Origin of the sequence: Aminipila luticellarii, assembly GCF_004103735.1 — a bacterium.
In the GTDB taxonomy this organism is placed as follows: Bacteria; Bacillota; Clostridia; order Peptostreptococcales; family Anaerovoracaceae; genus Aminipila; species Aminipila luticellarii.
Window position 1 is genome coordinate 2,578,653 of sequence record NZ_CP035281.1, and the last position, 14,525, is coordinate 2,593,177.

General features: G+C 42.5%; 13 protein-coding genes. 3 read left to right on the top strand and 10 right to left on the bottom strand.

Annotated elements, in window-relative coordinates; genetic code table 11:
- Positions 1-25 precede the first annotated feature (25 nt).
- From wecB to yhbY, 5 genes are all read right to left on the bottom strand, one after another.
- Positions 26-1,132: a non-hydrolyzing UDP-N-acetylglucosamine 2-epimerase gene (wecB, locus tag EQM06_RS13210; RefSeq protein ID WP_230974973.1), complete on the bottom strand. Its 1,107-nt coding sequence runs from the start codon at positions 1,130-1,132 to the stop codon at positions 26-28.
- A gap of 12 nt (positions 1,133-1,144) precedes the next feature.
- A complete protein-coding gene (locus EQM06_RS13215; RefSeq protein WP_230974974.1) occupies positions 1,145-2,317 on the bottom strand; it encodes an MraY family glycosyltransferase in 1,173 nt (390 codons plus the stop codon).
- A gap of 7 nt (positions 2,318-2,324) precedes the next feature.
- Complete coding sequence (locus tag EQM06_RS12020) at positions 2,325-2,774, bottom strand: deoxycytidylate deaminase (RefSeq protein ID WP_128746600.1); 450 nt, start codon at positions 2,772-2,774, stop codon at positions 2,325-2,327.
- Between the two features lie 65 nt (positions 2,775-2,839).
- Positions 2,840-3,643, bottom strand: a complete 804-nt coding sequence (gene truA, locus EQM06_RS12025; RefSeq protein WP_128746601.1) for a tRNA pseudouridine(38-40) synthase TruA — start codon at positions 3,641-3,643, stop codon at positions 2,840-2,842.
- A 33-nt stretch (positions 3,644-3,676) separates the two neighbouring features.
- Positions 3,677-3,979: a ribosome assembly RNA-binding protein YhbY gene (gene yhbY, locus EQM06_RS12030; RefSeq protein WP_128746602.1), complete on the bottom strand. Its 303-nt coding sequence runs from the start codon at positions 3,977-3,979 to the stop codon at positions 3,677-3,679.
- A gap of 169 nt (positions 3,980-4,148) precedes the next feature.
- On the opposite strand from yhbY, the gene EQM06_RS12035 reads away from it, so the two are divergent.
- Complete coding sequence (locus EQM06_RS12035) at positions 4,149-6,734, top strand: ATP-binding protein (RefSeq protein ID WP_164914453.1); 2,586 nt, start codon at positions 4,149-4,151, stop codon at positions 6,732-6,734.
- A 99-nt stretch (positions 6,735-6,833) separates the two neighbouring features.
- Here EQM06_RS12035 and EQM06_RS12040 read toward each other — a convergent pair whose 3' ends face one another.
- A complete protein-coding gene (locus tag EQM06_RS12040; protein ID WP_230974975.1) occupies positions 6,834-8,510 on the bottom strand; it encodes a glutamine--tRNA ligase/YqeY domain fusion protein in 1,677 nt (558 codons plus the stop codon).
- Positions 8,511-8,690: 180 nt separating this feature from the next.
- On the opposite strand from EQM06_RS12040, the gene coaBC reads away from it, so the two are divergent.
- On the top strand, positions 8,691-9,896 hold the full coding sequence (coaBC, locus tag EQM06_RS12045; protein WP_205666556.1) for a bifunctional phosphopantothenoylcysteine decarboxylase/phosphopantothenate--cysteine ligase CoaBC: 1,206 nt from the start codon (positions 8,691-8,693) through the stop codon (positions 9,894-9,896).
- Positions 9,897-10,004: 108 nt separating this feature from the next.
- On the top strand, positions 10,005-10,631 hold the full coding sequence (locus tag EQM06_RS12050) for a DUF4397 domain-containing protein (protein WP_164914454.1): 627 nt from the start codon (positions 10,005-10,007) through the stop codon (positions 10,629-10,631).
- A gap of 95 nt (positions 10,632-10,726) precedes the next feature.
- Here the strand turns inward: EQM06_RS12050 and EQM06_RS12055 are convergent, their stop codons facing one another.
- The 4 genes from EQM06_RS12055 to EQM06_RS12070 all read right to left on the bottom strand — a co-directional run bounded on the left by EQM06_RS12055 (position 10,727) and on the right by EQM06_RS12070 (position 14,493).
- Positions 10,727-11,482 carry an amino acid ABC transporter ATP-binding protein gene (locus tag EQM06_RS12055; RefSeq protein WP_408608682.1) on the bottom strand — a complete coding sequence of 252 codons (756 nt, stop codon included), beginning with the start codon at positions 11,480-11,482 and terminating at the stop codon, positions 10,727-10,729.
- Positions 11,470-12,210 (bottom strand): amino acid ABC transporter permease, encoded by a 741-nt coding sequence (locus tag EQM06_RS12060; RefSeq protein WP_330548337.1) that lies wholly within the window; start codon positions 12,208-12,210, stop codon positions 11,470-11,472. The genes EQM06_RS12055 and EQM06_RS12060 overlap by 13 nt, the downstream gene beginning before the upstream one ends.
- Before the next feature lie 14 nt (positions 12,211-12,224).
- Complete coding sequence (locus tag EQM06_RS12065) at positions 12,225-13,061, bottom strand: amino acid ABC transporter substrate-binding protein (RefSeq protein WP_128746606.1); 837 nt, start codon at positions 13,059-13,061, stop codon at positions 12,225-12,227.
- A gap of 271 nt (positions 13,062-13,332) precedes the next feature.
- On the bottom strand, positions 13,333-14,493 hold the full coding sequence (locus EQM06_RS12070; protein WP_128746607.1) for a DUF362 domain-containing protein: 1,161 nt from the start codon (positions 14,491-14,493) through the stop codon (positions 13,333-13,335).
- Positions 14,494-14,525 lie beyond the last annotated feature (32 nt).

Below are 14,525 nucleotides of genomic sequence, written 5' to 3' on the forward strand. Positions count from 1 at the left end.
AATACGTATTTATTTTCAATCGTTACTAAAGTTTCTTCTTTAATATCTCAACAATCCTTTCGCAAGCATGACCGTCTCCGTAAGGGTTTACCGCATGGGCCATGGCATCGTAAGCATTCTTGTCTGTCAGCAGTTCTTTGGACAGGCTATAGATTGCTTCCATTTCAACACCGGCCAGTTTTACCGTTCCCGCCTCAACAGCTTCCGGCCTTTCGGTTTCTTTTCTTACGACCAGCACCGGCTTTCCAAGGGAAGGGGCTTCCTCCTGAATTCCACCGGAATCCGTAATGATCAGATAAGATTTGGCCATAAGATTTTGAAAAGGCTGATATTGAAGCGGGTCAATCAAATGCACTCTGTCCATTCCATTTAAGATCTTATTGGCGGTTTCCCGAACCTTTGGATTCATATGCATCGGATAAATAATCTCCACATCTTCAAAATCCTCGGCAATCTTTCGAATCGCTCCGAAAATATGTTCCATATTTTCCCCTAAATTTTCTCTTCGGTGACAAGTCACCGTAATAATCCGCCTGTTTTCAAAATCAATCGCCTTAAGTGTCTCCTCTTCAAACTCATACGGTTTGTCCACCACCTGAAAAAGTGCGTCAATGACCGTATTTCCCGTAATGTAAATCTGGTCATCTGACACGCCTTCTTTTAAAAGGTTCACCCGGTTTCTCTCCGTAGGAGAAAAGTGAAAATCTGCGATATGGCCGGTCAAGACTCGGTTCATTTCCTCTGGATAAGGAGAATACTTGTCGTAGGTCCGAAGTCCTGCTTCTACATGCCCCACCTTGATCTGCTGATAAAAGCTGGCGAGCGCGGCCGCAAAAGTCGTCGTCGTATCTCCGTGTACCAGAACCACATCTGGTTTTTCTTTTTTCAAGACTTCCTCCAGTCCAATCAGCACATTGGATGTGATCTGGCTGATGGTCTGGTTCTGTTTCATGATATTCAAATCATAATCAGGTGTCAGCTGAAACAGTTCCAATACCTGATCCAGCATTTCCCGGTGCTGGGCCGTTACACAGAGCACAGATTCTATGCCTTCTGCTTCATTCAGTTTTTTTACTAAAGGAGCCATCTTTATAGCTTCCGGTCTCGTTCCAAAGACAGTCATTACTTTCATCGTTACACACTCCTATTCTTTTTTCGGGTCCGAATTTTTTTGTTTCTTTTCCATCTTATTCTGCTGTTTTTCTTCATGAGCGATATTTACCGCCTTGATCTGCAATCTCCAGTTGTTTGCGTCTGTCAGAAATACATAGATATACATGGCGGCAATACCGATGAGTCCGGCTGTCTCTACAAATAAGTCCCGGCTGAACAGCACCGCTGCCACGCCCATGATACCACTTATTCCATATAAGGTAAGAACCGTCCTCCTCTGCCCCATGCCGGAGGCCATCAGGCGATGGTGAAGATGTCCCTTATCCGCTTCCATAATGGGTCTGTGATTCACCAATCTTCTAAAGATGGCAAATGCCGTATCAAAAATCGGCAGCCCCAGAACCAGTACCGGAACAATAACAGCCATAATCGTCGCCCCTTTCACAGGCCCCACGATGGAAAGGGTGGCCAGCATGTATCCCAAGAACAGCGAACCGCCGTCTCCCATAAAGATTTTAGCCGGGTGAAAGTTATACGGCAAAAATCCCAGTGCACTTCCGGCCAAAGCCAGCATGGCAAGCGCCGGTAAATACGAGCCGTGAATGTATGCTGTATAAGCCAGACACAGGGAGGAAATGCAGGCTACTCCCGAAGCCAGTCCATCCAATCCGTCAATCAAGTTGACCGTATTGGTTATTCCTACAATCCAGATAATCGTTATGAAAAAGCATATCACTCCTGCGAAATAGCTGTGGGTATCTCCAAAAGATGCGCCAAAATGATTGGTGACGAATTCAATCCTTGCCCCAAATGCGTAAGGAACACATGCAATCAGAGTTTGTCCTAAAAATTTAACTTTTGCGGGCAGTCCTTTCAAGTCATCTATAATGCCAAGTATATAAATCAGCACACCGCCCAGAAGAACGCCCGGCATACTTTCTACAGGCTGTTCCAATATGACCGCACCCATTTGCTTGAAATTCTCTGCCAGCATGGGCCAACCACACCACGTAATCCAGGATACGGCTGACATAGCTCCTATAAATATTGCTAATCCGCCAAATCGCGGCATCGGCTTCGTGTGCATCCTTCTTGCGTCTTTCGGTATATCTACCGCTCCAATCACAGGAGCCAGCTTAATCGCTACCGGCGTGAAAATAATTGACAGCGCAAAGGCTGTTAAAAATGCAATCCAAAAAACCATAATAAATTTAATCCCCTATCTTTTCTATTTTAAGTCCTGCCTCTTTCAGTATTTCTATGGATAATTCGTCAGGATATCCTTCTTTAACAACTATTCTTTCAATACCCGCATTGATAATCATTTTTGCACAGATCACGCAGGGCTGGTGTGTAATATATATGGTAGCCCCTTCGATGCTCTGTCCGAGGGTTGCTGCCTGTATGATGGCATTCTGTTCTGCGTGGAGAGCCATACACAGCTCGTGCCGTTCTCCGGAAGGCACATGCAGTTTTTCCCTCAGGCATCCGCCCCGTTCCTCGCAATGCCTGATACCTCTGGGCGCGCCATTATAGCCCGTTGCCACAATATGCTTATCGCATATAATAGCCGCACCGACCTGTCTTCTTAAGCAAGTAGAACGCTGTGCTGTCAATACAGCTATCCCCATAAAATATTCATCCCAGCTGGGTCTTTTCATCCTCATTTCCTCCAGAAATCTGCTGCGTTTAAAAAAATGAATTTTGTCCTAATCTATTTATTGTATCAAAGACCTGCTAAATCTTCAAGGTCGTAGTACACTTTTGATAAATATAGTCCCTGGGGCGGTGCCGTATGTCCGGCCTTCTGCCGCTGACCTGATTTTAAAATGTCGGGCAAAGCCTCCGGACTAAGCTTTCCTAAGCCCACCTCCACCAGAGTCCCGGTAATGATTCTTACCATATTATATAAAAAGCCGTCTCCTTTGATCTCTATCGAAAGAGTTCTTTGACCGGCTTCTGTTTTTCCTTCTATTATGTTCAATTCATATACCGTCCGAACGGTTGTCTTTTTTTCCTGACCGCCCGCAGACTGAAAACACTTAAAATCATGCGTCCCTGTAATATATCCGGCGGCACGCCTCATAGCGTCCGCATTCAGTTCTTTTCTGACCTGATAGTATTGGTTCCTTCTAAAAATTTGTGTTTCCTGACAATTTAAGATTTTATATACATATTTTTTCCCTTTTGCATCAAATCTGGCATGAAAGTCCTCTGGTACTTCTTCTGCAGAAAGGATTCTCAGATCCCCTGCTTTTCCCACAGCATTCATACCGCCGGCTAAAATATTATTTGCAGCCAGCATCAGCCGGTCCGTCGGAATTCCAAAATCTCCTTTAAAGCTGGCTCGCTGCCCTAAGGCATGAACACCTGCATCGGTTCTGCTGGTTCCATTGAGTTGTACGGGGCATCTGCACACGATACCCAGTACCCGTTCCAATTCACCTTGAACGGTCCGTTTTTCCGGCTGTCTCTGCCATCCGGAAAACAGCGTTCCGTCATATTCTATTGTAAGCAAAATATTTTTCATAAGCTGTCCCATTATTTCTCAAGCCGTAGCTCATCATCTCTTGGCTCTCGGCAGTTCGATCTGCTTGTTTTCCTTCGATTCCCTGTACAGTGTAAATTTCTTTCCGATTGCCTGCACGAAATCCGCACCCAGCTCCTCTGCTATTTGATTGGCAACCTCCTTCGGTTCCAAGCTGCAGCCTTCCTGAAGTTTGACCTTTATCAGTTCTCTGGCTTCCAGATTGACATCAACTTCCTTTATAATATTTTCTGTCAGTCCGCCCTTTCCCAAATACACGGATGGCTCCAGGCTATGAGCCAGACTTTTCAGATAGCTTCTTTGTTTACTCGTAATCATTCTTTCTTTTCCCTTTCAAAAATACATTATCAGATAGTATTATACATCATTTTAAAAAATAAAAGTAGTAGTAAATTGTCTGCTTTTGTCGAACCTATTTACATTTATTTTTCGACATATTACAATGCATCTATAAATGTATTTTGACACTAGAAAGGAGGAATCCGGTATGCTGCACAAATTGAAGTATATTTTAATCACCATTATCATATTGTCCTTAACATTTGTATGCTGCATGATCTGCTATGTATCAGCAGACGGTCAGCTGATTTACTACGAGAAAAGTAAAAACAATCTTTTAAATTTTAACAGTACATATGATAAAGTATTTTACGGATTGGTTTCAGATGCAAAGGAGTATATCGCTACCGGCGACGCTTCTGCAAAATATAAATTTACAAATGATGCAAATGATTTTATCAGCTGTAACAACGCAAACACCAATTATCTGAATTTTTCTGACAGAGGAGAGCTCAGTGACTTCCAGCTCCCCGACGATCACAGCACCTCTGCGGATGAAACGCTTACGACGTTTTCTTTTGATTCTAAGGAACAGAATATGCTTTTATCCTATCTGAATGGATATAACCAGATGCTGGATATTATTCTATCCGCTGTAGATCAAAAAGACTTGTCTTTATTTCGCAGCAGCACATTTTATGAATTATATGACGCAAAGATTGACTTAAAAAATCAATATACAGCTCATTACATGGATCGTATCAAGGAGAAAGAAAAGAATTTACAGTTCTTCCTGCACTTTATATCCACTTTCTCCATTTTCATTGGTACAATACTCGCACTGGCTGTTTCAAAAGGAGTTTCGCTGTATTTAAAAAATAACCAGTACAACGCTTATTTTAACCAACTTTACAGTAAGGCCATTGAAAATGCCGACGTGGGTATGGCTATAGTGGACAAGCACTATAAATATGAATACATGAACGCGACGTATAAACAGCTTTTTAACATACAGTCGCCAAACCCACTGGGACAGACAGCTTTTGCGGTGCTTCCCCAAGAAATCGCGGCAACCCTGCCATCGCATTCTTTTGCGGAGAATAAGAAAAATATTTCGCTGTCCTATACCTACGAAGGAACCATGCGTTATATCAATTATAACTGCTTTGCCATCTTCGATGATAATGACGAGCCCAAATTTGTTACGCTGATACAAGATTGTACGGACAGCAAAAGAAAGGATCACGAATTAAAGCAGCAGCTAAAGGAGATTGAATTCTTCGCCAATGCAAAATCTTCATTTGTTGCCAACGTATCCCACGAAATCAAGACTCCGCTGAATGTTATCTGTGGAATGGTACATATCCTAAAAGGAACCGAGCTGACCAACAAGCAAAACGATATTTTATCAAAGATACATATATCCTCAGAGCTCCTCTTAAATATCATCAATGATGTTTTGGATATATCTAAGATACAAAAATCAAACTTTATTCTATACCCTTCAGATTTTAGCCTTATGAACATGCTCAATGAATCGGAGGAAATTTTCAGACCAATCATATATAATAAAGGGCTTGAGTTTATCAAGGATTTTAAATTTCCACCGGATTTATGTTTATCCACGGATAAGACCCGTTTGGCGCAGGTTCTCTTAAATTTAATAAACAATGCCTGCAAATTTACAACATCAGGGCATATCCGGCTCGTCATTGAACAGCTTGACAGTCAAAAAAATTCTGTTCTGTTAAAGTTTACACTGGAAGACACGGGCATGGGGATAGATGAAGAAGATATACCAAAGGTATTTCAAGAATTCGAGCAGCTGGAGAATCATTTGACAAAACAGCATCAGGGAACAGGTCTTGGACTGGCTATCTGCAAGCATGTGGTACATGCTATGGGCGGTGATATCTGGGTGGAAAGTCAGAAAGGCACCGGCAGCAGGTTTCAGTTTACCATTTGGACACGCACAGTGGATCCGGCTTTATGTGACGTTTCAAGCACAGCGTCCGGCTCCCTTTCTGTTTTGAACGGTGAAGGTCACCGCGTTCTGGTCGTGGAGGATACTGAATTAAATTATGAAGTGACGCAAAACATGCTGGGGGATTCTCACATTATCTGTGAACATGCCTGTGACGGGCAGGAAGCGATTGACATGTGCATCAAGGTTCCTGAGGATTACTATACGCTGATTCTCATGGACATCCATATGCCTAACATGGACGGTTATACCGCCGCTGAGATTCTGAAAACCGAAATCGGCGTTACGTGCCCTATACTGGCTTTAACGGCAACCAATATTGATGCTGAAACCAAAGAAAAATATAAAGGGATCATGGACGGATTCATTAGCAAGCCGTTCCGTTATAAAGAATTTTACAGAGCTCTGCTCCCATACTTCGGAAGTGTTCAGGACTCAGATTCGCTTTCCTCTTCTGCCGAGTCGGAAAGTCCGGAGACCCCTGACAATTTAAACCTTGCGGAAGCCGCCAAGAACTTAGGCTGCTCAGAGAAACAATATATAAAGCATTTAACAAAGTTTAAAACGTCTTATGCCCACGTTGACAATGATATTCAGGAACTGCTTCTGGACAAGAACTTTACGGAAGCGCACAGAATAGCCCATTCTGTAAAGGGTCTCGCCGGAACTTTAGGATTAATCCCCTTGCAGCAGGTTGCATCCGAATTAGAGGAGGCATTGAAAGAAGAATCGGAAAAAGCGACAACGCTTCTCCCAATGTTTAGATATGAGCTTGACGGAGTATGCAAAGAAGGCTCTGATTGTAATTAAAAAAAGGAGCACAATATACTTTTTGCATACTTTTGTGCTCCCTATTTTTTTGTTCTTGATTCTATTAATATTCTTATTTTATATAGCCGCTGAATCTCTTTATTTCTTCCAGGAGCTCTTCAGATCTACAATCCTGTTAAATACTTTTTCCGTATCAGTTGAAAGCTTTGTATCCGCAATATAATAGCCATGCCTGAAGAACTGGAAACGTTCTCCGGGTTCTGCTCCGGCAACGGCAGGTTCCGCATAGGCTTCAATTTCTTTTAATGAATTCGGGTTTATAATATTTTCGCCGTTTTCATCTTCGATCATCAGATAATCATACTGGCGAATCTTAATTTTAACTGCCGTTCTGGCATCTACCCAATGGATGGTTCCTTTGACCTTACGGCCCTCAAATCCGCTTCCGCTTTTCGTCTCAGGATCATACGTACAGTGAAGCTCCTTGATACTGCCATCTTCATTTTTTATGACCTCATTGCAGGTAATAAAGTATGCTCCTTTAAACCGGACTTCATTCCCCGGAAACAGCCTGAAATACTTCTTAACAGGGACTTCCATAAAGTCCTCGCCGTCCACATAAAGCTCCCTGGAAAAAGGAACCTTTCGGCTGCCCATCTCCGGCACTTCTTTATTGTTTTCAATTTCCAGTTCTTCTGTCTTGTCTTCCGGATAATTGGTCAGAACTATTTTGATTGGATTTTCCACAACATTTCTGCTCTGTACCTTGCTCTTCAGATCTTCTCTGACACAGTGTTCCAGCAGTGCTATATCCACAAGGCTGTTGGCTTTGGATACACCGATCCTTTCACAGAAATCTCTTACAGCTTCCGGCGTATAGCCCCGCCTTCTCAATCCGGCAATGGTCGGCATACGGGGATCATCCCAGCTCTCTACCGTTCCATCTTCTACCATAGCCTTCAAATATCTCTTGGACATCACCGTATTGGTAAGGTTCAATCTGGCAAATTCAATCTGCTGCGGCGGTGCTTCCCACCAGCCCAGTGCATGGAGCACCCACTCGTAAAGAGGCCTGTGATCCTCAAATTCCAAAGTGCATATGGAATGTGTGATTCCTTCTATAGCATCTTCAATGGGATGAGCGAAATCATACATTGGATAGATGCACCACTTATCTCCCGTATTGTGGTGTGAAGTATGAGCGATTCGGTATATAACGGGGTCTCTTAAATTAATATTTGGAGAAGCCATATCAATCTTAGCTCTGAGAACCTTTTCCCCATCTGCATATTTGCCATCCCGCATCTCTTCAAAAAGTGCCAGATTTTCTTCTATGCTTCGATTTCGGTAAGGACTTTCCTTTCCCGGTTCTTTTAAGGTTCCTCTATATTCTCTGATCTGCTCTGCATTTAAATCACATACAAAAGCCTTTCCCTTTTTTATGAGATCAACAGCCGCTTCATACATCTTATCAAAATAATCTGAGGCCCAAAGCCGTTTATCCCACTGAAATCCAAGCCATTTTACATCTTCCTCGATGGAATCGACGTATTCCATGTCCTCCTTGATCGGATTCGTGTCGTCATATCTTAAATTGCACTTTCCGCCATACTTTTGTGCTGTTGAAAAATTTAAACATATGGATTTAGCGTGTCCTATGTGAAGATATCCATTTGGTTCCGGAGGGAATCTTGTGTATACCCTATCTCCATACTTTTGAGTTTCCAAATCTTTATCTATAATGTTATGAATAAAATTGGAAGCTGTCTGCGTCTCTGCCGCTTCGGAGCGAACCTTTTTGTCCATGTCAGCCATTATCCTTCCTCCTTCTTTCTTTGTAATTATTTAAACGGCAACGCCGTTACTATCTAAGTTAATATTATAACATTCTGGTTGCTTTTCGCGCAATAAGTATTTACAATAATGGTAATGCGTGCCGCAAAAGATTTTGTGGCTGCACACAAATTTTCATTGCGTAGAAAGGTAACTTACATTATGCTAACAGGAAAAACCGTCGTTCTCGGCGTAACAGGCAGCATTGCTGCTTATAAAACGGCATATCTGGCAAGCGCTTTAAAAAAGCAGCACTGTGATGTGCACGTCATCATGACCAAAAACGCCTGTGAATTTATCACACCGCTTACATTTGAAACCCTTACAGGAAATAAATGCCTGACAGATACATTTGACCGGGATTTTCAGTTTGATGTCACGCATATATCTATTGCTAAAAAGGCGGATCTGATCATGATCGCACCGGCAAGTGCCAACGTCATAGCCAAACTGGCGGGAGGCATTGCAGATGATATGCTCACCACTACTGTCTTAGCCTCTAAAGCTATAAAACTAGTATCTCCTGCCATGAATACCAATATGTATCAGAGTCCTATCACTCAGGACAACCTGCAAAAATTACGGCATTACGGATTTGAAATCATTCATCCCGCCACCGGTCTGCTTGCTTGTAATGACGTGGGAGAAGGAAAAATGCCGGAGCCGGCAGTTCTTTTCGAATACATTTTAAAGCATCTGGCTTTGAAGAAGGATTTGGCAGGAAAAAAGGTTCTAGTAACGGCCGGACCTACACAGGAGGCCATAGATCCGGTGCGATTTATCACGAACCATTCTACAGGTAAAATGGGCTATGCTCTGGCAAAGGCTTGTATGCTCCGCGGGGCGCAGGTCACCTTAATCACCGGAAGAACAGCTCTGGAGCCCCCTATGTTCGTGGAAGTGATGCCTATCACCTCTTCCAAAGAAATGTATGATGCGGTATGTGCAAAAATTCAAACAGCCGATCTGGTGTTCAAGGCTGCTGCCGTATCGGACTACACACCATCCGTAACCTATGAAAATAAAGTAAAAAAGAAGGATGAAGATTTATCGATTCCTTTGACAAGGACGGAAGATATCCTGAAACATTTAGGTTCCATAAAAAAGAAGGGACAAATTCTATGCGGTTTCTCCATGGAGACTGAAAATATGCTGGAAAATTCCCAAGCAAAGCTGATTAAAAAAAATGTAGATATGATTGTGGCAAACAACCTAAAGGTAGCCGGTGCCGGGTTTGGAACAGATACCAACATTGTGACCATTATCACAAAGGATGGATTTGAAGAATTCCCTATTATGTCCAAATTTGATACGGCCAATGAAATCGTTGATGCGGCCTTAAGGCTCTATAAAGAATCTATGGAATAGTTTTTCAGTACAGCCTTTTTCACGAACCCCATATATTTTGTAACATAATATATTATGTTAGATTGTAATCTAAACGAATTTATCTTATTAAAACTATGGGGTGAGAATATGAATAATTTAACGGTTCCTGAAAATAATTCTTTAGGCTACGTCCGCGTATTTCATGCTGTTCCCGATGCACCGAATATGGATGTATATGCGGACGATACATTAATTGCGGAAAATCTGCCCTATGGCAGCTACACAGATTACGTGCATCTGGATGAAGGTACCTATACGATAATGCTTTATGAGACAGGTCAGCACCGCTTCCCGCTGTTATCTAATATGCTAACTGTTCATTCCTCTGATGTTTTTACCGTCGCCGTTTGTGGTCTGCTAAGCAGCATCAGTTTTTTAGCAATCACAGATTTCAACAGGCTTGCAGGTGCGGTTAATGCATGGGTGCGCCTTGTACATTTGTCTCCGGACGCACCCCAGCTAGATCTGACACAGGCAAATACTACGTTTTTATTTCGAAATATTTCTTTTAAACAGGCCTCTTCCTATTCACCTATATCCCCTGAACCCCATGACCTGCAGATCAGGATGTCAAGAACCACTACAACGCTTCTGTCCCTGCCGGATGTTGCCTTTGAATCTCATACGTTTTATACCGTTTATGCCATAGGATTGATATCCGGCATGCCTGCATTTCAAACGGTTATATCCGAGGACAGTCCCATGATCAAATGAAAGCTTCAAAAACTGAAAGCGGCATATAGAAAGATTTTTATTTTTCCTATATGCCACAACTCTATGATCTCTTCTATGCTCCCGCACCAGATTACCTATCGCAGTACAGAACTCAGAAATTCTTTTAATCTGCTGCTTTTGGGATTCTGAAATATCTCCTCGGCTGTTCCTTCTTCAACGATCCTTCCGGCATCCATGAATATGACGCGATCCGCTACCTCCTTGGCAAACCCCATTTCATGAGTCACAATGACCATGGTCGTATGTGCTGTTGATAATTTTCTCATAACATTGAGAACTTCTCCGGTAATCTCCGGATCAAGAGCACTTGTTGGTTCGTCAAACAACATGATTTCAGGATTCATGGCAAGTCCTCTGGCTATGGCTGCTCTTTGCTTCTGTCCGCCTGAAAGCTGTGCCGGATAAGCGTCTTCCTTATGGGCAAGCCCTACCATATCCAGAAGCTGACGTCCCCTTTTCTGGGCGTCTGCTTTACTCTGTTTCTTTACCTTGACCGGAGCATAGCACACATTTTCTAAGCAAGTCATATGCGGAAAAAGATTAAAGTGCTGAAAGATCATTCCCGTCTCTGCGCATATATTCTTTAATGCCTTATCTGGCAGATACGCTGCCCTTTGACCATTCTTTGTTTCCGCAAACGTATCTCCATTCAGTGTAATACTTCCGCTGGTAATCCTTTCAAGGCAGTTTATGCACCTTAAAAGCGTACTTTTCCCTGAGCCGGAAGGACCAATAATAGCCACTGTTTCCCCCTTTTTCATGGAGAAGTTTACGTGATCCAACGCCGTACATCCTGCAAACTCTTTCACGATGTCGTTCATTTGCAAAATATCTTCCATATGCCGCTCCTCCTTTTTTCGTTGACAGTCTGAACTTCTTTGCCTTCGTATTTTGAATAATGCTTTTCAAGATATCCTGTTAGTAATGTCAGCAGGAAAGTAAATATTAAGTATATAATTGCTGCAATAGCAAAAGCCGTCGCATTTACGTCTCGGTTTACTGCACTGCTTGATGCTTTCAGCAATTCTCCTACCGAAAGTACGGAAACTAATGCGGTATCCTTTATAAGAGTGATCGCTTCATTGGATACTGCAGGCAATACTCTTTTTATCGTCTGAGGAAGTATGATGCCAAACATAGTTTGCCTCCTGCTCAGACCCAAAGACTGAGCCGCCTCATACTGTCCTTTATCGATACTTTCGATACCGCCTCTGTATATTTCTGCCAGATAAGAAGCATAATTCAGAACAAAAGTAATGACCGCAGTCGTAAAAGCATCTAATCTTAAATCCATAACAATAGGAATGAAAAAATAGAAGAAAAACAACTGGAGCATTAAAGGGGTTCCTCGAAATATCCAGATATATGTTTTTGAAATCCACCTGAAAGGTGCAAATTTACTGTTGCTGCCAAGTGCGAAAGGCAGACCTAAAGGCAGAGACAAAATTAACGTAAAAGCAAAGAGCTTGACGGTTACCCAAGCTCCTTGCAATAACGTAGGCATTAAAACGCCCACATAGTTCATAGTCTCTGTCAGCTGATATAAAAATTGATTCACTGTACTATTACTCCTTATTTATCATACCCTTCCAATATAACGATGTTTCGTCCAAACCACTTATTGCTGATTTCTTCGGCTTTTCCGCTCTTTATTACAGCATCGAGTCCTTCTGTTATTTTAGCCGCTACATCCTTATCTTCCTTACGGCATCCGATGGCATAATAGTCGTCACCAAAGTTATAGTCGCATACCACCATTTTCTTGCTTAATTTTGAATTTTTGTATTCTCCTAAGACCTGATCTACCGCAATGCAGTCAATTCGACCAGCTTTCATATCCATGAGAGCCTCATCATACGTTTTATACTCAGAAACCTTGTCAGCAAATTTATCATAATCCGGATTTGCCTTCAATACCTCAAGAGCCGAAGAATCCGCCTGTGTTCCAACATTGTACTTTGCCAGATCTGCGGCTTTTTCAACTTTAATCGTGTCATCTTTTGCCATTACGATGATCTTATTGTTTAAATACTTATCGGTCAAAGCCATTTTTTCCATTCTTTCATCTGTTACAGACATCCCGTTCCAGACACAGTCGATTCTTTTTGACTTTAATTCCATGTCCTTTGCATTCCAGTCTATTGGCTTAAATGTAGCTTTAACGCCCAGCTGTTCGGCTACCGCATTGGCAAGATCAATATCAAAACCGACCAGATTTCCTGCCTCATCACGAAATCCCATTGGGGCAAACGCATCATCCAGTCCGATTACCAATTCACCCTTGTCCTTTATGTAGTCCCATCCGGTCAGCTCTGAGCTGCTTCCCTCTTTCTGTTCTGTTTTTCCACATCCAGTGAGCATTCCGAATACTAAGGCTATTGTAAGTAAAATTGTAAATAATTTCTTCATTCTCATTGTCCTCCTTCTGTAATAAATAGTGTTTCTGTTTTACCCATTGTCGCTTTAACTCATTAAAGCACTGCTAAATTATAGTACCATATTTTATGGTTATTGTCAACTTGTTTTTGGATGCAGTCCCGAGCACCCTCGTCGGCGAGGGGCGCCCCCTCTGCATTCCCCATTTTTTTACTTAACAGGAAACGATATTTCCTGTTAAATAGAAAAGCGTTGTCAATCCTTCATTTTGAAACATTGACAACGCTTTATTGTATTTCATATGTTATTTTACACTAATGAGCTCGTAATCCAAGCTTCCTATGCCCATTTTTGCACAGTGCTCCAAACAAACCGTCCAGTCCGTATCGGGATGGGTCATTTTAAAATGATCGGAACCGCACCCTTCCGTCTCACCGCCACACCCGCAGGAACAGGTATCTGGGTGATGTTTATGCCTGGCTTCTTCCAATAAACTTCCTGAAATCGGTATTTGCTTATTTACCGCATCTGCACAGGCCATATCCAGAGCAACAGGGTCGAAAGAGGCAAACATGCCAATATCCGGCACGATTGGAATGTCGTTTTCAGGGCGGCAATCACAATTCGGAGATACATCTACCACTAAGGATACATGAAAGTGCGGTCTGCCGTTCAAAACAGCCCACGCATATTCTGCCATTTTTTTATTTAAAATATCGTTGGATATATCCCACTTTGCACCAATTGCATCTGTGGGACAGACCCCTATACATCTGCCGCAGCCCACGCATTTCTCCTCATCAAGATAAGCCTTTTTTGCTTCTATCTTGATGGCATCCTGTGCGCACACGGTGGTACATTGTCCGCAGCCGATACACTTCTTTTGGCTTATCATAGGGGTTCCTGCGCTGTGCTGTTCCATTTTTCCGGCTCTCGAGCCGCACCCCATCCCAATATTTTTTATAGCTCCGCCGAATCCGGTAGACTCATGCCCTTTAAAATGGCTCAAGGAAATAAAAATGTCTGCGTCCATTACAGCCCGCCCAATCTTGGCCTCTTTCACAAATTCTCCGCCTTTTACAGGTATAAGCGCCTCATCCGTTCCCTTTAGTCCGTCCGCAATAATCACGTGACAGCCTGTGGAAAATGGTGAAAAGCCATTCACGTAGGCTGAATCCAAGTGATCCAAAGCATTTTTCCTTCCGCCTACATACAAGGTATTACAATCTGTTAAAAAGGGCTTTCCCCCCTGCTCCTTGATTAAATCTACGAGCACCTTAGCATAGTTGGGTCTTAAATAAGCCAGATTTCCCGGCTCTCCGAAATGAACTTTAACTGCCGTGTATTTTTCTTTAAAATCAATGGAATCCATACCGGCTTTTCGAATTAATTTATCCAGCTTCATGAGCAAACTGATTCCGGGCTCTGTTTTCATGCTGGTAAAATATACTTTTGATTTATCCATTTGTTCCTCCAATAAATCTGTCTTACTCCTGT